Source organism: Microbacterium sp. M, assembly GCF_045181065.1.
GTDB lineage: Bacteria > Actinomycetota > Actinomycetes > Actinomycetales > Microbacteriaceae > Microbacterium.
Genome location: NZ_CP173721.1, coordinates 1,058,466 through 1,077,678 on the forward strand (window position 1 = coordinate 1,058,466; position 19,213 = coordinate 1,077,678).

Genomic DNA, 19,213 nt, shown 5'->3' on the forward strand with positions numbered 1-19,213 from the left:
CTGCGGGTCAGGCGGACTTGCCGCCGACCTTCAGCATGTATCCGAAGCCGCGCTTGGTCTGGATGAGGGATTCCTCGGTATGCGGGTCGATCTTGCGGCGAAGGTACGAGATGTAGCTCTCCACGATTCCCGCATCCCCGTTGAAGTCGTACTCCCAGACGTGATCGAGGATCTGCGCCTTCGACAGCACGCGATTGGGGTTGAGCATGAGGTAGCGCAGCAGCTTGAACTCGGTCGGGCTGAGCTCGATCGGAACCTTGCCGACATACACGTCGTGCGTGTCCTGGTCCATCGACAGCTCGCCGGCGCGGATGATCGACTCCTCGTCGGCCTGCATCGTGCGGCGCAGGATGGCCTGAGCGCGTGCGACGATCTCGTCGAGGGCGAACGGTTTGGTGACGTAGTCGTCGCCGCCGGCGTTGAGTCCCTCGATCTTGTCCTGGGTGTCGTCCTTGGCGGTCAGGAAGAGGATCGGCGCCGTGAACCCGGCGCCGCGCAACCGCTTGGTGACGCTGAACCCGTTCATGTCCGGAAGCATGACGTCGAGGATGATGAGGTCGGGCTCCTCCTCGAGGACCGCCGAGATCGTGGCGGCTCCGTTCCCGACGGTCTTCACCTGGAAACCGGCGAAGCTCAGACCCGTGGACAGCAGGTCACGGATGTTCGGCTCGTCATCGACGACCAGGATGCGCGCATCAGTCATGCCCCCATTATGGTGACTTCATCGATGCAGTTGCTGATTATCTGCCGGAGCGGCGGTTTCAGGCGGCTGGTCCGTGCACCGCGGTGGCGACGGCCAGGGCGACGGATGCCGCGATCGGTGCCCAGGACCGCTTCGAACTCGCGTTCGTCGACGATGCGGCGCATTTCATCACGGATGACGCCCCGGATGAGGTCATCCGGCTCGCTCTGGAGTGGTTCGAGAGCGAAGGCCGGGCGGCATGATCAGGCCGCAGCGAGCTCGTCCGCGTCGAGGATCGTGTAGCTGTAGCCCTGCTCGGCGAGGAAGCGCTGGCGGTTCTGGGCGTAGTCCTGATCGACCGTGTCGCGGGCGATGAGCGTGTAGAAGCTCGCGGTGTGCCCCGACTGCTTGGGCCGCAGGAGGCGACCGAGACGCTGCGCCTCCTCCTGCCGGGAGCCGAATGATCCGGATACCTGGATGGCGACGGATGCCTCGGGCAGATCGATCGAGAAGTTCGCGACCTTCGAGACCACCAGCAGCGAGATCTCGCCTTCGCGGAAGGCACGGTAGAGCGCCTCGCGCTCGTCGACCGGTGTCGCACCGGTGATCTGCGGGGCGTCCAGCGCCTCGGACAGGGTCTCGAGCTGATCCAGGTACTGTCCGATGACGAGGATCTGCTCGCCGGGGTGCTTGGCGATCAGCTCTCGCACGGCGTCGATCTTCGCAGGTGCGGAGGCCGCCAGCCGGTAGCGGTCGTCATCGGTGGCGGCCGCGTACTCCAGGCGGTCGTTCGGCGGCAGATCCACGCGCACCTCGTAGCAGGCGGCGGGGGAGATGAACCCCTGCGCTTCGATCTGCTTCCACGGGGCGTCGAACCGCTTGGGACCGATCAGGCTGAACACGTCTCCTTCGCGGCCGTCCTCGCGTACCAGCGTCGCGGTCAGCCCGATGCGGCGGCGTGCCTGCAGGTCGGCGGTCAGCTTGAACACCGGAGCCGGAAGAAGGTGCACCTCGTCGTAGACGATCAGCCCCCAGTCCAGCGCGTCCAGCAGCGCCAGGTGCGCGTACTCGCCCTTCCGCTTGGCAGTGAGGATCTGATACGTGGCGATCGTGACGGGCTTGACCTCCTTGGCCTGTCCGGAGTACTCGCCGATCTCCTCGGGGGTGAGCGAGGTGCGCTTGAGTAGCTCGTCGCGCCACTGCCTGGCCGAGACGGTGTTCGTCACGAGGATCAGCGTCGTGGTCTTGGTCGCGGCCATGGCACCGGCGCCGACGATCGTCTTCCCGGCACCGCAGGGCAGCACCACGACGCCGGATCCGTCCTTGGAGAACGCGTCGACGGCATCCTGCTGATACGGCCGGATGTGCCAGCCGTCCTCTGCCAGATCGATCTCGTGCGGTGTGCCAGGGGTGTAGCCGGCGAGGTCCTCGGCCGGCCAGCCGATCTTCAGCAGCTCCTGCTTGATCTGTCCGCGTGCCCATGCGTCGACGACGTACGTGTCCGGGGTGGGATGTCCGACCAGCAGGGGCTGGATGCGCTTGTTGTTCGCGACCTGCGTCAGCACGGCGGGGTCGATCGAGCGCAGGATGAGTGTGCCTTCGTCGTCGCGCTCGATCGTGAGACGCCCGTAGCGGCTCACGGTCTCCTTGAGGTCGACGGAGACCGACGGCGGCACGGGGAAACGCGACCAGCGCTCGAGCGTGTCCAGCATGTCCTCCGCGCTGTGTCCGGCGGCGCGCGCGTTCCACAGGCCGAGGCGCGTGATCCGATACGTGTGGATGTGCTCGGGGGCGCGTTCGAGCTCGGTGAAGATGGCCAGCTCGTGGCGAGCGCTCTCGGCATCCGGGTGGGCGACCTCGAGCAGGACGGTGCGATCGCTCTGGACGATCAAAGGGCCATCAGACATAGCTGACCAGTCTACTGCGCTCGGCCGTGCGCGGCGCGGTCAGTGCTCGGCGCTCGCATCCACGATCCGCGCGGATCGGATGCTGGAGACCGGCAGCGTCCGCTCGACATCGGCGGCGCGGTCGCGGCCGCGCAGGCGGCCACCGCCGAGTCCACTGGCTTCGAGCGTCAGCTCGCGCGACGAGCCGTCCGGCATGCCGACCTCGACGATGACCACGGCACGCTGCCGGACGGCCGCTTCGAGTTCCCGATCGAGCCACGCCGCGTCGGCGTCCGGCCCCTGGTGCTCGCGGAGTCGCGCGATGAGCGCCGCATACGACGGAGCGCTCTGCGTCGGTGCATCGTCGACGGCCGGTGCGCGACGGGTGGAGATCGCCTGTCCGTCGTCGTCCACGAGGGTTGCCGGGTAGCGCGCGTCCACGAGCGCCCAATACACGGTCTCGGCGCGGACGCGCGAGGTGAGCATGCCGTCCTCGGCGGCCAGCGCGAGAGGGCGCAGGCTGCGGTCGACGCTCATCGTCTCGATGAGGTGCGAGTCGCTGCTCGTGACGATCGTGCCGGTCTCCGAATCCCACACGCGGACGAGGCCATGACGCTGGGCCGTCTGGGTGACGAGGTAGGCCAGCGGCTGCGGCACCCCAGTGAGGGACAGAGCAGTGAGGAATTCGATGATCGAGGCCTCGGTCTCACCCTCCACGAGTCCATGCGTGATGGATTCGGCCGTGAAGCGATAAGAGGAGGACTGCGCCGGATCCCGTTCCACCATGCTGCGCAGGCGCACGTCGAGTGCGGGCTGGAGCGGTCCTGGAGCGATCGCTGTGAGGTCGTTCTGCAGGAACACCCGGTCGACCTCGGCGGGGACGTGCCGTCCGAGCGGCTCCGCATCGGCCTCCCGGCCCTGCCGGAGCTGCGCCGACCACACCGGCTCGGTGTCGTCGTCCGCGATCACGCCGAGCAGGCGTGCGCGGCGCTGCAGGCGCTGCTCGCGCCCTGGCCAGGCGGCATCCCACGGATAGGCGCTTCGCCAGTCCGCGGGCGGCAGCCATCCGGCACCCGTGCGGATGCCGATGGGCAGCGCCGATCGGAATGCCGTCACCAGTCGCGTCCAACGGTCCGCGAACGGCAGCCGGAGCCAGTCCTCCGCTGCCGCCGCGGGAAGCACGCGTCGCTCATGCGTGCGCACCAGCGCGGCATCGGCGGCGATGGCCCGCAGTTCGTCTGCATCTTCGGAGTCGATCCCGATCTCGGTGAGACGCTTCTTCTCGCCTGCGGCGAGCACGCCGGTCGCGAGGAGCGCGAGTGGCGCCTCGCGGGCGGCGAGGAGCAGGTCGGCGAGCCGGCCGACGGTCGCGAACGCGAGCTCCGCTGCCCGCGCTGACGCGTCATCGGATGCCGCGGTCGCAGTACCGCTGTCGGCGGCCGGGACCGGTGAGCGACCGGATACGGACTCGACCACAGGCGCGAACAACCCGCCGTCCGGATCGATCAGGCCCAGGGCGATGAGGCGGTCGACGGGGGCTCCGGCGTCCTTCCCCGCGGCGATGCCTGCGATCGCCGCGGCATCTTGTCGGGAGAGCGTCGAGACGGCGCGGTCGACGGAGGCGGGATCGAGCAGGGCCTCGGCCACGTCGAAGAAGTCGTTCCACGCGGCGTCCGGTCGGACTCCGCGTCCGGCGAACAGACGCTCCAGTTCCGCGTCCGAGGCGGCGGCCAGCCACACGGCGAGCGGGCGGGCATGCGTGCTCATCGTCAGGAGCGCTTGTTCGCGCGGCCCTTCCGGGCGAAGCTCATGACGAGCAGGCTGATGATCAGCACGAACGCGATCGGCAGACCCCATTGCGGGACACCGGCGATGAAGGGCCAGAGACCGTTCGCGAAGTCCTCGTGATGCATCCCGACGGCCGTTCCGATGATGATCGCGAAGAAGCAGATGACCGAGAGGGCGGCCAACGCGAGCGCGGTGAAGGCGAGGATCCGATCCACTGCGCGGATCGGGACGTCCGATCCGGAATTCTGCGTGCTCATCAGACCCAGCCTAGTCCCTTGTTCCCGGTAGGATCGAGGCAGGTGCGCGCAGGCGCACCCGAGTTTTCCGATAGCAATACAGTGAGGTTCTCCATGCCCACCGGCAAGGTCAGGTTCTACGACGACGAGAAGGGGTTCGGCTTCATCGCCAGCGATGACGGCCAGGACGTCTTCCTGCACGCCTCCGCCCTGCCAACGGGCGCCACCGTGAAGACCGGAAGCCGCGTCGAGTTCGGCGTGGCCGACGGCAAGCGCGGTCTGCAGGCGCTCTCGGTGCGGGTGCTCGAGGCCCCCGCGAGCCTCGCGAAGGCGAAGCGCAAGCCGGCCGACGACATGGCGATCATCGTCGAGGATCTCGTGAAGCTTCTCGACGGCATCGGCGGCGATCTGCGCCGCGGACGCTATCCCTCTTCCAGCCACGGTCGCAAGATCGCGGCAGTGCTGCGCAAGGTGGCTGATGACCTCGACGCCTGAGCCCGATGCGCGTCTGATCGACGCCCGTGATCTCGCGCTGGCTGCGCTGCATGAGATCACGTCCCCGTCGACCGTCGGCCCTGCCGCCGGCCACGTGGTCGAAGAGGACGGCTCGGTGTCCCTGCGATTCGAGAACCGCCTCGGCGGCTACCCCGGCTGGTTCTGGACCGTGACGGTCGCTGCCGTCGACGACGCCGATCCGACCGTGCTCGAGGTCGAGCTGCTTCCCGGTGACGGTGCGCTTCTCGCGCCGGACTGGGTGCCGTGGGCTGAGCGTCTCGCCGAATACCGTGCGCACCAGGCCGAGCTCGCGGAGCAGGCCGCCGCCGTCGCATCCGATGCGGTCGCGGACGACGACGCCGAAGAGGATGTCGACGACGGGGACATCGACGACGAAGACGAAGACGACGATTCCGACGACGAGGACTTCGACGGCGACGATGAGGACGGTGTGATCTCGCCGCGGCTGCATGCCGGCGACCTCGACGGCGTCGACATCGACGAACTCGACGATTCCGCGGAGGACGAGGAGCCGGACGAGTCCGAGGATTCCGACGACGATGAGTCCGAGGACGAGGACGAGGACGAGGACGAAGAATCTGCCGCGTCGGTTGCCGACGAAGAGGAGTGACCTCACTCTTCCCATGACGGAGCACAGAACTGCCCCGCGTCTCTCCGAGATGCGGGGCAGTTCCGTCGTCGGGCGGGTTACGCCTCGGAGTTCGCGAGCACGTAGTCGATCGAGCGGATGAGCTGACGCACGTCGTCCGGCTCGATCGAGACGAAGGTCGCGACGCGCAGCTGATTGCGGCCGAGCTTGCGGTACGGCTCGGTGTCGACGATGCCGTTCGCGCGCAGGGTCTTGGCGATCGCGGCCGCATCGATGCTGTCGTCGAAGTCGATCGTGGCGACGACAGGGGAGCGATGCGCGGCATCGGTGACGTACGGCGTCGCGACGTCGGACGCCTCCGCCCAGTCGTACAGAGCCTGGGAGGACTCGGCCGTGCGGGCTCCGGCCCACGCGAGACCTCCGTTGCCGTTGATCCATCGCAGCTGGCTGTCGAGCAGGTGCAGCGTCGTCAGAGCAGGGGTGTTCAGCGTCTGGTTCAATCGCGAATTGTCCACGGCGTTCTTCAGGCTGAGGAACTCGGGGATGTAGCGGTCGGATGCCGCGATGCGCTCGATGCGCTCGATCGCCGCGGGGGAGACCGCAGCGAACCACAGGCCGCCGTCTGAGCCGAGGTTCTTCTGCGGGGCGAAGTAGTAGACATCCGCCTGCGTCACATCGAAGTCGATGCCGCCGGCCGCACTCGTCGCGTCGATGACGGTGAGGGCGCCGTCGGCCGCGATGCGGTCGACGGGGGCGGCGACACCGGTGGAGGTCTCGTTGTGCGGCCACGCGTACACGTCGATGCCGTCGACGATCTCTGCGGAGGCGCGTGACCCAGGTTCGGCGTTGCGCACGTCCGGAGCCTGCAGCCACGGTGCGGCCGCGGCCTTGGCGAACTTTCCGCCGAACTCGCCGAAGACGAGGTTCTGGGCGCGGTTCTGGATCAGGCCGAATGCCGCGGCATCCCAGAATGCGGTCGAACCGCCGTTGCCGATGATGATCTCGTAGCCCTCGGGAAGCCGGAACAGGGTCGCAAGCTGCTCGCGGACGCTGCCGACGAGGTTCTTCACCGGAGACTGCCGGTGCGAGGTGCCCAGGATCGACGCGCCGGATGAGAGCAGCGCCTCCAGCTGCGCGGGGCGCACCTTGGACGGACCGCAGCCGAAGCGGCCGTCGACGGGCAGGAGGTCACGGGGAATCTCGATCGCCATGGGTCGATTCTAGGCCCGGGGTGCTCGGCCGTTTCTCCCCGTGACGACGCTGATCCCCGGATGGGAATGTAGGCTTGCCTAAGAACTTTCGGAGGGGCAGATGACCGACCTGATCGACACCACGGAGATGTATCTCCGCACCATCCTCGAACTCGAGGAGGAGAACATCGTGCCGCTGCGCGCGCGCATCTCCGAGCGCCTCGGCCACTCCGGCCCGACGGTGTCGCAGACGGTCGGACGCATGGAGCGCGACGGACTCGTCGTCGTCTCCGAGGACCGCACGCTCGAGCTGACCGATGCCGGCCGCCGCAAGGCCGTCGACGTCATGCGAAAGCACCGGCTCGCCGAGCGCCTGCTCTCCGACGTCATCGGCCTGGACTGGGCCTACGTCCACGATGAGGCATGCCGTTGGGAGCACGTGATGAGCGAGCAGGTCGAGCGCCGTCTCGTCGAGCTGCTCGGCCATCCCACCGAGTCGCCATACGGAAACCCGATCCCCGGACTCGATCAGCTCGGCGATGTGCCGGCTCGGACCTTCGACGAGGGCGTGATCGGTCTCGTGCAGAAGCTGAACGCCGCCGAGGAGTCCGCAGACGGCACTGTGCGCCGACTCGCGGAGCCGGCGCAGGTCGACCCCGAGCTGCTCCAGCAGCTGCGCGACGCGGGCGTCGTCCCCGGAGCGCACGGCACCTATCGGTACAACGAGGGCTACGTGCTGATCCAGATGGACGGCAACGACGAGGGTCTCGAGCTGCCGGTCGAACTGGCATCGCACATCTTCCTGGTACGCGACGAGGCCTGATTTCTCGCGGGTTCGGATGCCGTGGCACTCGCCTTCGGAGGATTGCCAGGTTGGCAGGGTGACAGAATCGTTATCTTCCGGTAACCTCGGTCAAGTCGTCAGCGAAGGAAGCCCGCGGGCGATGACCGCGAAGATCGCCTCACCGGCTCGTCGTCTTCGCGGGAGACGATCGCACAGTGCCCGAAGCTACACGTGCCCCGATAGCAGAGTGCCGACGAGCCAGCGCAACCCGAGCGCCGAGGCGCAGGAGGATCACTGATCTTGGCCACAGACATCGAATCGCCCGAGAAGACATCTGAAGATCGCACCCCCGCCCGTCGCGGCGCTGGTCGAAGCGGGCGCAAGCTGTCCGTGAAGAAGCCCCTGCGTTCGATCGCCATCTTCGGCGCCGTCGGCGCACTGGTCGCAGCAGTCGCTCTGCCGGCGTACGCGTCGACCACACCGACGACCGAAGCGGCGACGACCCTGCAGCAGGTCGCCATGGACGACGCGCAGTCGCTCGTGGTCGCATCCGAGGCCACCGCCGCTCCGATGGACCGCGGCAATTACTCGGCGACCACTCCCGATGAGATCGCCCAGAAGAAGGCCGAAGAAGCGGCTGCGGCCCGCGCAGAGGCGGCGGCTAAGGCCGCTGCGGCCTCGTCCGGTGGCGGCGGTTACAACACCGGCGATGTCGCGCTCGTCGCTCCCGGATCCGGTGACGTCCGCAACCCGGTCGGTGGCGGCTACTATGTCAGCCGCACGCTCAGCGGCAGCCACAACGGCGCCGACATGGTCGGCGACGCCGGAACTCCGCTGTACGCGGCAGCAGCCGGAACCGTCCGCATCTCGACCGACAGCTACTACGGCTACGGCGTCGGCGTCGTGATCGACCACGTGCTCGGCGGACAGCAGGTCTCCACGCTCTACGGCCACATGATCTACGGTTCGCGCCAGGTCCAGGCCGGTCAGACCGTGCAGGCCGGTCAGTTGATCGGATTCATGGGAAGCACCGGTCGCTCGACGGCGAACCACCTCCACTTCGAGGTGCGCATCGGCGGCAGCCTGGTGGAGCCGATCGGCTGGTTGAACGCGAACGGCGCCCCGGCCTGACCCGTCGTCGACACGCCGTCCACCGTTCACCGGGTGTTTTCGCCCGTACACAGGTGGATGGGTTAGCCTGTTCCCGTTGTCGCACAGGCGGGAGTCGCTGATGGACCGAATACCGAGCATCCGAACCATGGATGCGCTCGGCTTTCTGGTGCTTCGGCATTGCCCGCAGGGATGCCACGGTGCAGCCGTGCGCGAAAGGCGCTGTCTCTAGAGACGGCGCCTTTTTTCGTCCCTGCGTGCAGAATTCCTCCGCCCGTGCGGCCTCGTGTGAGTCGAGAGTGCCGGGAAGCCGTCCCGGCGTATCGAGAGGAAGATGATGCGCACACTGGTCCTGAACGCCGGATACGAGCCACTCGCCGTGGTGTCCTTCAAACGAGCGCTCGTGCTCGTGATGAACGAGAAGGCGACCGTCATAGAGCATGTCGAAGGTGACCCCGTCTGGGCGAGCCACGGCAGATTCGACCGTCCGGTGGTGATCATCCTGAGCCGCTATGTGCGCGTGCCGTCGAGCAGGAGGGTGCCGGTGACCAGACGCGGAGTCCTGCGTCGGGACAACCACCGCTGCGGTTACTGCGGCAAGGCGGCTTCGACGATCGATCACATCCTGCCGCGCTCGCGCGGGGGAGCGGACTCGTGGGAGAACCTCGTCGCCTGCTGCCTGCGCTGCAACAACGTCAAGAGCGACCGCACGCCGCAGGAGATGGGGTGGGAGCTTCGGTTCACGCCGCGCCCGCCGCACAACACCGCATGGACCGTGCGCGGGACCGAGCGCAGCGATCCGCGCTGGGAGCCGTATCTCGCTCTGGCCGCGTGAGGGCTTGCGCCGAAGCCTGGGTAGACTGGTCCGGCCAGCCTCTGTAGCTCAATGGAAGAGCAGTTGCGTCCTAAGCAAACGGTTGGGGGTTCGAGTCCCTCCAGGGGCACCAAGGATTCCATCTGATCAGACGCTCCTCATCTCATGACATCTGCGGTGCGCTCACGCGTCACTCGACGGCGAAGAGCCGTTCGAGATGGACGTGGATCGCCTTGCGTGCGGCATCCTCTGTGACCACGCTCAGATCGAGCAGGGGCGCGAATCCGCTCAGTGCGAGCAGCAGGTCTGTTTCCACGGCGGCGTCGCGATCATCGGCGATCGAACCGTCTGCCATGGCGCTCCGGATGATCTGCTCCACCCTGTCGCGTCCGGCCCGCAACCCTGCTCGCGCCTGCTCGTGCAATTGCGGGTCGTGCAGGGACTCCAGGACGAACGCGGCGTGCAGGCGACTCGTGGCACGGGAATCGGGGTGGAGCGGGAGCATCTCCGTCAGGGCGGCTTCCAGAGCATCCCGAGGGTGCGGCGGTCGCGGAAGGGACCGAATGCTGCGCTCGACGCGATCCGACGTGTGCTCCGCCGCGAGCTCACGCGCGAAGGTGAGCATCTCCCGCCGCGACGCGAAGTAGTGCTGGAGTTGTCCGAGCGAAACGCCGGCCTCATGCGCGACCACGCGCATCGTCGTTCGGCCCCAGCCCTGCTGATCGACGACGCGCCAGAGCGCCTGCGCGATCTCTTCGCGCCGTTCCTCGTGGTCCACCTGCTTCGGCATCCAGAATCCTTTCCAATACACGTGACATAATACAGTTGACTGATCACGAAGTGGGGAGGACGCGCGATGGTCGATCCCGAGCTGCCGTCCCGCTTCTTCAACTCGTACGCGGCGCCGATCGACACCGAAGTCGCCATCGCATTGCTGGCAGACCTTCAGATCCGTCGAGCCATCGAGCGGGGCGATTTCGATGACCTCCCGGGCAGTGGCCGGCCGATCGACCTATCGGACAGTCATGATCCGGACTGGTGGTTCAAGAGACTGATGAAAAGAGAGGGGTTCATCGTGTTGCCGTCGTCGATCCAATTGCGCAAAGACGATGCTGCGCTCGATGCAGAACTGGACCTGCTCTCCCGTGAGAGAGATGTTCGCCACGAGGTCGAGGAGTTCAATCGCCGCGTGATCCGCGCGCGATACGACCTGTCCGGAGGGCCGCCGCTCGTCACGATGCCACGCGACGTCGAAGAGACGGTTCAGGCATGGGCGGATCGTCGAGGCCGCAGATAAGCTCACGCGATGTGCATGATGCCCTCCATGAAGGAGAATGCGACGCTGAGGTCTCCTGCCGGTTGCAAAGGAGACACGACATGGTGGATGCAACGCTCACGGGATCCGGACTGACCGCGGCCGGACTCGCAGAAGAGGTGGCGCACATCTCCACACCGGACGTGGTGTTTACCCCGTTCGGAGAGTTCCAGTTCTTCGATGGTGTTCCCAGGCCCGAATCCGCGCCTGCCATCTTCGACAGCCTCGATCTCGTGCGCGGCATCACGGCTTTCCTGGATACGATCCCCGGAGCGTCGTTGGTCGCCATGCGTCGTGGCCTTCGCGCAGCCGGCGTCGATGCGCCGGACGCGATCGGCTATACCGATCCCCGATGCACCTCCACACCGCTCTTCCTCACGCCCAACACCGAGACGACGTACGGGGTCACTTTCCTCGATCTGAAGGCGTGGGGCCCGACCGTGGTCGAAGTGCCGTCGCAGTCGCTCTGCGTCGTCGACGACTTCTGGTTCCGGTACGTCGCAGACATGGGGATTGCAGGGCCCGATCAGGGCGCCGGCGGCAAGTACCTGTTCCTGCCGCCCGGATACGAGGGCGAGCGTCCCGACGACTACTTCACCTTCGAGAGTCCGACATACACGAACTTCCTCGTCATCCGGGCCCTCGGGGGAGTGCCCGCGATCAAGCAGTCCCGCGTGTACCGGCTCGGCGAGGCGGGATCCGTGCCCGAGAACCGGTTCGTCAACATCGGCGAGCAGGTCATCAACACCGTTCACTCCAACGACTTCTCGTTCTTCCAGGAGATCGCCGAACTCGTCTCGGAGGAGCCGATCGGATCGCTCGACCCGGAACGCGCGGGGGTCCTCTCATCGCTCGGCATCGTGCACGGGACGCCGTTCGACCCGGACGAGCATCGACGCGGCATCCTCGATTCGGCGGCCCGGATCGGTGCCGCGATGGCGCGCGCAACCCTCTACGCAGCACGCAACGCGGATTCGTTCCGCTGGGAGGGGTCATCCTGGAAGAACGGCTTCGTCGGCGGCAGCCACGAGTTCCTCAACGACGGGGCGCGCAATCTCGCTGCGCGTACGCTGTTCCACTACGCCGCCACGGTCATCACGCCGGCCATGGCGCATGCGCAGGTCGGTGCCGGCTCGGCCTACCTCTACACGGCAGAGGATGCCGATGGGGCGCTGCTCGATGGATCGGCCACATACTCGCTGACGATCCCGCCCGACGCACCGGCGAAGAACTTCTGGGCCGTCGACATTTACGACACGCAGACGCGGTCGCTGCTGCAGTCCGCGCAGTACCCCGCGCTGTCGAGCCTGTCCGACGAACTGCAGTCCGAAAGCGACGGCTCCCACGTGCTGTGGTTCGCTCCGACGCCTCCCGCCGGCAAGGAGTCCAATTGGATTCCGACTCTGCCTGGCAAGTCCTGGTGGCCGCTGCTTCGCCTGTACGGGCCGCTCGAACCCTGGTTCGACATGTCATGGCGGCTTCCCGAGATCGTGCGCCGCGAAGAGGACTGAACCGCGCCGTCAGGGTGCGATCGTCCGAACCACCCTGGCCGGGGATCCGACGACCACTGTTCCGGCGGGCACATCCTTCGTGACGACGGATGCCGCGGCCACGACCGCGTCATCGCCGATCGTGACGCCGGGGAGGACGGTGACGTTCGCCCCGATCCACACGTTCCGGCCGATGACGATCGGCGCCGGGTGCAGGTCGGCGCGCTTGGCCGGATCGAGATCGTGATTGAGCGTCGCCAGCACCGTGTTGTGTCCGATGAGGCAGTCATCGCCGATGACGATGCCGCCCTGGTCCTGGAAGCGGCACCCGGAGTTGATGAAGATCCGTGCGCCGAGCGCGATGTTCTTCCCGAAGTCCGTGGAGAACGGAGGAAAGACGGTCACGGACTCGTCCACGGCCGACCCGATGAGTTCCGACAGCAGCTCTCGCACGCGGCCGGGTTCGTGATAGCCGCCGTTGAGCTCGGCGCAGATCCGCAGCGCGTTCTGACTCGTCTCATGCATCATCCGGTGCAAGGGCGAATCGCCGGTGATGGTCTCGCCCGCGTTGAGGGCTTCGAGCAGATCGGCGAGGGGGTTCCGTGCGGCGTGGTCGCTCATCCCCTCAGGGTAGGCCGCACACGTCGGACGAGGGATGCCCTGTCAGTGCATCCCTAATCGGACTCGACGCTGCTGATGCGGTGCGGAACCCCGACCGGCTTCGATTCGCCGGATCCGCGTTGCCGCAGGTAGATCGAGAACGCGACCATCGCGCCCACCGCGAGGAATTCGGACTGCCAGTTCTGGAGCGTGCGGTTCCAGAACTCGGGTGAGGTGACGTACTCGATCCAGGTGTCCAATGGCAGCCCGTGCATGGCATTGTCCTCGTTCGCCACGACGTGCCCGGCCAGCGATTGCGCGAGCCAGGAGAACAGGAACACCGCGCCCATGACGAGCAGCAGCGAGTTCGAGTAGAGCCAGAGCCGCACGCCGCGCACCTTCGCCCAGGCCGGGGACTCCGCTTCCGCGTGTTCGCCGACCAGCTGCTCTTCATCGGTGCCGACGCCTTCGTCGCCCGGTTGCTTCGACTCGGGTGAGCCGATCTGGATCAACCAGATCGTCGCGAGGATGAACAGGAAGAACTGCAGGAACTCGGACTGCCAGTTCTCGGCGACGTCGACGATGAACTCGGATGACGTGATGAAATCGCCGTAGGTGATGGTCGGCTGCCCGTGGTGGGTGAGTTCCTCGTTGTTGTAGAGGAACCCGGTCACGGACTGCCCGATCAGCGCGAGCACGAAGATCAACAGGAACGCGAGACTCAGACTCGTGTTGCGGAGGTAGCGCATCGGATTCACCTCCCCGTCAGCGGCAGCCAGATCATGACCGCCAGCCCGCCGAAGATGATCACCGTCCATGCCCAGAAGGCTGTGCGCATCGACGCGCGTTCGCTGTCATCGGAAGACATCGTTCCCCTTCCCTCGTGTTCGCTGGGCACAGCGTAGGGCGCGAAGCGCCGGCGAGGTGAGGGGCTTGCATTTCGCATGCGCGGTGATTATCGGCGCTCGAGCGCCCACCACTGGAGCATCATGATCGTCTTGCCGTCGACGATTCGTCCGTCGCGGACCATCGCGAGTGCCTCAGCGAACGACAACTCGAGGACTTCGATGTCCTCGCCCTCTGCGATGACACCGCCCCCGGCACTCGTCCGATCGCCGGGGCTGTAGGCCGCCGAGTAGAAATGCACCTTCTCGGTAACCGAACCGGGGCTCATATAAGCCGTGAAGATGTGCGTCACAGGACCGACGTCGACCCCGAGCTCCTCGGCGACCTCGCGACGGATCGCCGTCACCGGATCGTCGTCGTCCAGCAGCCCAGCGGCTGTCTCGATGAGCATCCCGTCCGGGTGGTCGTTGACGTATGCGGGGTAGCGGAACTGCCGGGTCAGCAGGACGGTGGATCGCGCATCGTCATGGAGCAGGATCGTCGCGCCGTCGCCGCGATCGTAGGTCTCGCGTTGCATCGTCGACCAGCTGCCGTCGCGCCGTCGAAAGTCCAGCGTTGTCCGTCGCAGGACGTGCCAGCCGTCGGAGACGAGATCGACTTCTCGCACGGACACGTCCGGGTTGCGGTCGAGCGTTCGTCCCTGCTGATCGAGCCCCGTGCGGCCGCGGTGGTCGGGAACGTCGATGCCGGCTCGATTCGTGAACATGGTCGTAGACTAATCGAACATGCATGAATGTGAAGAATCAGGACAAAACGTGCCCAGTGCTCTGGGTGAACGCGTGCGCATCATTCCTGCTGTGCTCTGAGCGCCACGTCGGCGCCCTCAGGCCACGAGCGGCAGCAGCGAGGCGATGAAGCCCACCACGGCGGCGCCCAGCGCCACGGCGGCGAGAACGAAGCAGGTGCGCACGGCGGGAGAACGTCGGTCGAGACGCATGCGCTCCGGATCCCTGGTGGACACGTAGCCGGTGACCGAGGTGCCGTCGGATCTCGTGGCCTGCTCGTGCGCGCTCAGCACCCGCGCACACGTGCGACCGCCAGCGCTCCACATCGCGAACCGACGATCATCGACGCCGTCCACGAGGGTCACGGTCGTGGGCGCGTACGCGCCTTCGGCCACGCGGATCATGAGCGCGAGGATCAGCAGGGGCACCCCTGCGATCAGACCGATCCATGACATGAGTTCGCCGACCGTGCCGACGATGTCGACCGCATTCATGATTCAGATCGGGGCGAGTACTGCATTCCTGAACGTTAGCGCACGCGGAACCGTTCAGCGCGTGCGCGCGGGTACGCGCTCCGCCTGGCGTTCCAGCCGACGCAGCAGCGGGACCAGCTGCTGCGTGGCGGTCGCCGGATGCTCCGGGTGCCACTGCACCCCGGTGATCGGCGCCGACTCATGGACCACAGCCTCCACGACGCCATCCGAGGAGCGGGCGGCGACGCGCAGCCCGGCGCCCAGCGCGTCGACCGCCTGATGGTGGGTGCAGCGCACTCTCAGCGCGGCATCCACGTCGGCATCCAGATCCGTGTCCGGCTCCAGCCGCACGACGGTCCGAACGAACGGGTCGATGCCGGTCGGGCCGCGGTGCTGCTCCACGGTCGGCAGATGCTGGACGAGCGTCCCGCCGAGGGCGACGTTGATCACCTGCATCCCCCGGCAGATCCCCAGCACCGGCCTGCGCTGCTGCATCGCTTCGAGGACGACGGCGATGTGCGTGCTGTCGGTGCGCGGCTCGTGATGTCCGGAACCCGGATAGTCGACCTGCACGCCGTACAGCCGAGGGTCGACGTCCTCACCGCCCATCAGCACGATCACATCAGCCCGTCGTGCTGCGGCGTGCGTGTCCGCCGTCGGCAGCTCGGCGGTCGGGACCAGCTCCGGCTCCCATCCCAGTTCGCGGACGGCCTTCGCCGCCGACGTGTTCAGGACATCCAACTCGGCCTGGTATCGAGCGGCGTACGGGCGGCGCGTCCGGAGATGGAGGAGCGCGACTCGGCGCGTGGTGATGGGCATTGCGACTCCGGTCATCCTCGTCCGTGTCACCCACACGGACCCTAATGCTGTGGGATGACCTCCATCCTGTCCGCCCCGCTTTGCGCATCGGAGTCGCCACCGTTTCCGAGATGTTTCGGCCTGCGCACAGCGCACCAGCGGATGCTGTCAGACGCACGGGTCTCGACGAGCGTCCACTCCTCACCGTCGAACGAACGCATGACGTGGCGGGAGAGGGCATCCGCCTCGGCCGGCTCCTCATCCGTCAGATACGTCTCGACGAACAGCTCCCAGAGCTGCGCGGCGCTGACCTCGTCACCACTCGCATCGGTGTGCTCCTGCACGTGGCGGGCGAAGTCGATCTGCATCCGGCGAGGCAGCGTCATGCCGGACGCGGTCTCCAGCAGGTACGCGATGCCGCCCTTGCCGGACTGGGAGTTCACCCGGATCACCGCGTCGTAGTCCCGCCCGAGGTCGGCGGGGTCGACCGGCAGGTACGGTACGCGCCACGTCGCCTCGCCGGCAGGGATGCCCTCGGCCTCCGCCCGCGCGCGGTGCTCGGCTATCCCCTTGCGGATCGCGTCCTGGTGCGTGCCGCTGAAGGCCGTATGCACGAGATCTCCGACGTACGGATGCCGGGGATGCACGTCGATCCGATTGCAGTATTCGACCGTCCTGCGGATCTCATCGATGTCGGAGAAGTCGATCATCGGGTCGACGCCCTGCGCATGCAGGTTGAGTGCGAGAGTGGCGATGTCGACGTTGCCGGTGCGCTCGCCGTTGCCGAAGACGCATCCCTCGACGCGCTGCGCGCCGGCCAGCACTGCCAGCTCTGCGCAGGCGATGCCGGTGCCGCGGTCGTTGTGCGGGTGGACGGACAGGATCACGCCATCGCGCCTGGCGAGGTGGCGATGCATGTACTCGATCTGGTCGGCGTACACGTTCGGAGTGGCGACTTCGACGGTCGCCGGGAGGTTGAAGATCACAGGACGCTCGGGCGCGGCATCCCACAGCGTCGTCATCGCGTCGCACACCTCGAGCACGTAGTCCGGCTCGGTGAGGTTGAAGACCTCCGGCGAGAACTGGAAGCGAACGTTCGGCAGGTCGCCTGCGAGCTCGAGGACATCGCGTCCGGCATCCAGGATCAGACGCTTCAGCTCGTCGCGACCGCGCCCGAGGACGACGTCGCGCCACATCCGCGCCGTTGCCGTGTACACGTGGATGACGATCGGATTGCGGATGCCGCGGATCGACGCGATCGTGCGTTCGATGAGGTCGCGGCGCGCGGCGGTGAACACGACGATCGTGACGTCCTCCGGTGCCAGGTCGGTCCGGGCGATGAGACGAACGAATTCGAAGTCGGTCTCGGATGCCGAGGGGTACCCGACCTCGATCTCCTTGTATCCCATGGCGACGAGCAGCTCGAAGAAGCGGCGCTTGCGCTGCGGATCCATGGGCTCGGCGAGCGCCTGGTTGCCGTCGCGCAGATCGACCGGCACCCACAGCGGCGCCTGGGTGAGATGCTCGGTCGGCCAGGAACGCTCGGTCAGGGGGACGGCGACGCGATCGAACACCGACGAGTAGCGGTGCGACGGCATCTGCGAGGCGCGCTGGCGGTTCCAGGACGGCGAGCCATCCGGGATGGCGCCTGCGGGTGTGGACAGGGTGGGGAACGAGCGGGACATGGATTCCTCGGAGATCGAAGCGGATCGACCGGCGTTCCCGTGCGCCACGACGAGGAACCGGTCTGGCTAGACCTCGCCGTGGCGAAGAAGGAGGAGGAGTCCCGTGCGCATGGATGACACCATAGCAACTCCTCAGACAAGTTGACAAGTTAGGATGCTGTGCATGGCGCAGATCCAACGCACACCGCTCGCCGACCAGGCTGCCGATCTCCTGCTCGAACGCATCCGCTCCGGAGAATGGCAGCTCGGTCAGAAGCTCCCCGGCGAGACGACGCTGGCGCCGCAGCTCGGCGTCGGACGGTCGACCATCCGGGAGGCCATCCGCCAGCTCGCGGGGCGCGGCGTGCTCGCGACTCGGCAGGGCTCAGGAGTGTTCGTCATGGCCCTGGACGCCCCGGAGGACTGGGATGCCGTGCTGCGCCGCGCCGACATCGTCGCCGTTCTGGAGGCGCGGATCGCGATCGAGGCCGAGGCCTCGGCACTGGCGGCCGAGCGGCGGACCGCAGCGGATCTGCGCGCCATCCGACAAGCGCTCGCCGCGCGCGACAACGCCGCCGAAGGGCTCGAGGCGCACGTGGACGCCGACACCGCATTCCACCGGAGCATCCTCGTCGCCGCGCACAACCCGATCCTGCTCGAGCTGTTCGACGGCTTCACGCCGCGGCTGCGCCAGGCCATGATCGAGATGCTGCGCCTGCGTTCGGATCACGGCGGGCCGGACGATCACGACCGCCATGCGCGGCTCGCGCACGCCGTCTCGTCCCAGGACGCGGTCACCGCGGCATCCGAGAGCAGAGCGCATCTGCTCCGCCTGAAGGAGGCACTGGGATGACCGACGAGGTCCTGCGGCTGGAGGGGGTCACTTTCCGCCGGAACGGCAAGGAGATCCTGCACGGCATCGATCTCGTGGTGCGGCGTGGCGAGCACTGGGCGCTGCTCGGGCCGAACGGTGCGGGCAAGAGCACGATCCTCGGCTTCTGCGGCGCGCAGGAGCACCCGAGCACCGGCACGGTCGATGTTCTCGAACGCCGCCTGGGCCGGGTCGACATGCAGGAGCTGCGTCGGCACATCGGACACGTGAATCCCCGGCATCCGATCCGCATGCCGCTGTCGCCGACGGAGGTCGCCCTCACGGGCTTCACCGGAACCATCGATCGGGCCATCAGATGGAGTCCGACGGATGTCGAGCGCGATCGCGCCGCAGAACTGATCGACATGGTCGGGCTCGGTTCGCGTCCGGATCTCCTCTGGCCGACCATGTCCCAGGGGGAGCGCGGGCGTTCGCTCATCGCGCGCGCACTGGCACCGGACCCCGCGCTGCTGCTTCTCGACGAGCCGACCACCGGCCTGGACGTCGCCGCGCGCGAGCAGCTGCTCGAGACGATCGACCTCCTGTTCCGCACCCACGGCGACCTGGCGTCTGTGCTCGTGACGCATCACCTCGAGGAGCTGCCGGAGTCGACGACGCACGCCATGGTCATCGCGGACGGGCGCGTGGTCGCGGCGGGTCCGGCGGCGGTCACGATCACGTCCGAGGTCATCTCGGAGGCGTTCCGGCATCCGATCGACGTCGCACGCGACGAAGGGCGCTGGAGCGCGAGGACCCGTCGTCGCGCCGTGGTCTGA

The 19,213-nt window shown here is 67.2% G+C and carries 22 protein-coding genes and 1 tRNA gene; 11 read left to right on the forward strand and 12 right to left on the reverse strand.

What is annotated here, in order from left to right; translation table 11 throughout:
- Positions 1-7: 7 nt before the first annotated feature.
- The gene (locus tag ACI7YT_RS04940; protein WP_120229555.1) at positions 8-703 is read right to left on the reverse strand and encodes a response regulator transcription factor; all 696 of its coding nucleotides are present in this window, start codon (positions 701-703) and stop codon (positions 8-10) included.
- 83 nt (positions 704-786) lie between these two features.
- Between ACI7YT_RS04940 and ACI7YT_RS04945 the strand changes: the two genes are divergently transcribed.
- Positions 787-945: a hypothetical protein gene (locus tag ACI7YT_RS04945; RefSeq protein WP_406249354.1), complete on the forward strand. Its 159-nt coding sequence runs from the start codon at positions 787-789 to the stop codon at positions 943-945.
- Here ACI7YT_RS04945 and ACI7YT_RS04950 read toward each other — a convergent pair whose 3' ends face one another.
- The 3 genes from ACI7YT_RS04950 to ACI7YT_RS04960 are packed head-to-tail and all read right to left on the reverse strand — an operon-like array spanning position 946 to position 4,613.
- The gene (locus ACI7YT_RS04950) at positions 946-2,589 is read right to left on the reverse strand and encodes a DNA repair helicase XPB (RefSeq protein WP_406249355.1); all 1,644 of its coding nucleotides are present in this window, start codon (positions 2,587-2,589) and stop codon (positions 946-948) included. It lies immediately after the preceding gene.
- A 39-nt stretch (positions 2,590-2,628) separates the two neighbouring features.
- Positions 2,629-4,335: a helicase-associated domain-containing protein gene (locus ACI7YT_RS04955; RefSeq protein WP_406249356.1), complete on the reverse strand. Its 1,707-nt coding sequence runs from the start codon at positions 4,333-4,335 to the stop codon at positions 2,629-2,631.
- 2 nt (positions 4,336-4,337) lie between these two features.
- Complete coding sequence (locus ACI7YT_RS04960) at positions 4,338-4,613, reverse strand: multidrug ABC transporter ATPase (protein ID WP_406249357.1); 276 nt, start codon at positions 4,611-4,613, stop codon at positions 4,338-4,340.
- A 93-nt stretch (positions 4,614-4,706) separates the two neighbouring features.
- On the opposite strand from ACI7YT_RS04960, the gene ACI7YT_RS04965 reads away from it, so the two are divergent.
- On the forward strand, positions 4,707-5,087 hold the full coding sequence (locus tag ACI7YT_RS04965; protein ID WP_406249358.1) for a cold-shock protein: 381 nt from the start codon (positions 4,707-4,709) through the stop codon (positions 5,085-5,087).
- Positions 5,071-5,718, forward strand: a complete 648-nt coding sequence (locus ACI7YT_RS04970; protein WP_406249359.1) for a DUF3027 domain-containing protein — start codon at positions 5,071-5,073, stop codon at positions 5,716-5,718. Before ACI7YT_RS04965 ends, ACI7YT_RS04970 begins: the two co-directional genes overlap by 17 nt.
- Before the next feature lie 77 nt (positions 5,719-5,795).
- On the opposite strand, the gene serC is transcribed toward ACI7YT_RS04970, so the two are convergent.
- Positions 5,796-6,908: a phosphoserine transaminase gene (gene serC, locus ACI7YT_RS04975; protein WP_406249360.1), complete on the reverse strand. Its 1,113-nt coding sequence runs from the start codon at positions 6,906-6,908 to the stop codon at positions 5,796-5,798.
- Positions 6,909-7,008: 100 nt separating this feature from the next.
- Here serC and ACI7YT_RS04980 point away from each other — a divergent pair, with 100 nt between their 5' ends.
- The 4 genes from ACI7YT_RS04980 (at position 7,009) to ACI7YT_RS04995 (ending at position 9,728) form a co-directional block, all read left to right on the forward strand.
- A complete protein-coding gene (locus tag ACI7YT_RS04980; RefSeq protein ID WP_406249361.1) occupies positions 7,009-7,710 on the forward strand; it encodes a metal-dependent transcriptional regulator in 702 nt (233 codons plus the stop codon).
- A 261-nt stretch (positions 7,711-7,971) separates the two neighbouring features.
- A complete protein-coding gene (locus ACI7YT_RS04985) occupies positions 7,972-8,802 on the forward strand; it encodes a M23 family metallopeptidase (RefSeq protein WP_406249362.1) in 831 nt (276 codons plus the stop codon).
- 316 nt (positions 8,803-9,118) lie between these two features.
- Positions 9,119-9,616 (forward strand): HNH endonuclease, encoded by a 498-nt coding sequence (locus ACI7YT_RS04990; RefSeq protein WP_406249363.1) that lies wholly within the window; start codon positions 9,119-9,121, stop codon positions 9,614-9,616.
- A gap of 37 nt (positions 9,617-9,653) precedes the next feature.
- Positions 9,654-9,728 (forward strand) — tRNA-Arg (locus ACI7YT_RS04995).
- A 57-nt stretch (positions 9,729-9,785) separates the two neighbouring features.
- Here the strand turns inward: ACI7YT_RS04995 and ACI7YT_RS05000 are convergent.
- Complete coding sequence (locus ACI7YT_RS05000) at positions 9,786-10,385, reverse strand: TetR/AcrR family transcriptional regulator (RefSeq protein ID WP_406249364.1); 600 nt, start codon at positions 10,383-10,385, stop codon at positions 9,786-9,788.
- Between the two features lie 66 nt (positions 10,386-10,451).
- Here ACI7YT_RS05000 and ACI7YT_RS05005 point away from each other — a divergent pair, with 66 nt between their 5' ends.
- Both ACI7YT_RS05005 and ACI7YT_RS05010 read left to right on the forward strand, forming a co-directional pair.
- A complete protein-coding gene (locus tag ACI7YT_RS05005; protein ID WP_406249365.1) occupies positions 10,452-10,892 on the forward strand; it encodes a DUF1992 domain-containing protein in 441 nt (146 codons plus the stop codon).
- 80 nt (positions 10,893-10,972) lie between these two features.
- The gene (locus ACI7YT_RS05010; RefSeq protein ID WP_406249366.1) at positions 10,973-12,421 is read left to right on the forward strand and encodes a DUF1254 domain-containing protein; all 1,449 of its coding nucleotides are present in this window, start codon (positions 10,973-10,975) and stop codon (positions 12,419-12,421) included.
- A 9-nt stretch (positions 12,422-12,430) separates the two neighbouring features.
- On the opposite strand, the gene ACI7YT_RS05015 is transcribed toward ACI7YT_RS05010, so the two are convergent.
- The 6 genes from ACI7YT_RS05015 to ACI7YT_RS05040 all read right to left on the reverse strand — a co-directional run bounded on the left by ACI7YT_RS05015 (position 12,431) and on the right by ACI7YT_RS05040 (position 17,587).
- Entirely contained in the window at positions 12,431-13,021 is a 591-nt protein-coding gene (locus tag ACI7YT_RS05015) for a DapH/DapD/GlmU-related protein (protein WP_406249367.1), read from the reverse strand.
- 53 nt (positions 13,022-13,074) lie between these two features.
- Entirely contained in the window at positions 13,075-13,749 is a 675-nt protein-coding gene (locus ACI7YT_RS05020) for a DUF6766 family protein (RefSeq protein ID WP_406249368.1), read from the reverse strand.
- 206 nt (positions 13,750-13,955) lie between these two features.
- Complete coding sequence (locus ACI7YT_RS05025; RefSeq protein ID WP_406249369.1) at positions 13,956-14,612, reverse strand: NUDIX domain-containing protein; 657 nt, start codon at positions 14,610-14,612, stop codon at positions 13,956-13,958.
- Positions 14,613-14,729: 117 nt separating this feature from the next.
- Positions 14,730-15,125 (reverse strand): hypothetical protein, encoded by a 396-nt coding sequence (locus ACI7YT_RS05030; RefSeq protein ID WP_406249370.1) that lies wholly within the window; start codon positions 15,123-15,125, stop codon positions 14,730-14,732.
- A 54-nt stretch (positions 15,126-15,179) separates the two neighbouring features.
- The gene (locus ACI7YT_RS05035) at positions 15,180-15,923 is read right to left on the reverse strand and encodes a gamma-glutamyl-gamma-aminobutyrate hydrolase family protein (RefSeq protein WP_406249371.1); all 744 of its coding nucleotides are present in this window, start codon (positions 15,921-15,923) and stop codon (positions 15,180-15,182) included.
- 41 nt (positions 15,924-15,964) lie between these two features.
- Positions 15,965-17,587 carry a 2-isopropylmalate synthase gene (locus tag ACI7YT_RS05040; RefSeq protein ID WP_406249372.1) on the reverse strand — a complete coding sequence of 541 codons (1,623 nt, stop codon included), beginning with the start codon at positions 17,585-17,587 and terminating at the stop codon, positions 15,965-15,967.
- Between the two features lie 163 nt (positions 17,588-17,750).
- Here ACI7YT_RS05040 and ACI7YT_RS05045 point away from each other — a divergent pair, with 163 nt between their 5' ends.
- Both ACI7YT_RS05045 and ACI7YT_RS05050 read left to right on the forward strand, forming a co-directional pair.
- Entirely contained in the window at positions 17,751-18,419 is a 669-nt protein-coding gene (locus ACI7YT_RS05045) for a FadR/GntR family transcriptional regulator (protein ID WP_406249373.1), read from the forward strand.
- Positions 18,416-19,213, forward strand: coding sequence for an ABC transporter ATP-binding protein (locus tag ACI7YT_RS05050; protein WP_406249374.1), 798 nt, complete (start codon positions 18,416-18,418; stop codon positions 19,211-19,213). Before ACI7YT_RS05045 ends, ACI7YT_RS05050 begins: the two co-directional genes overlap by 4 nt.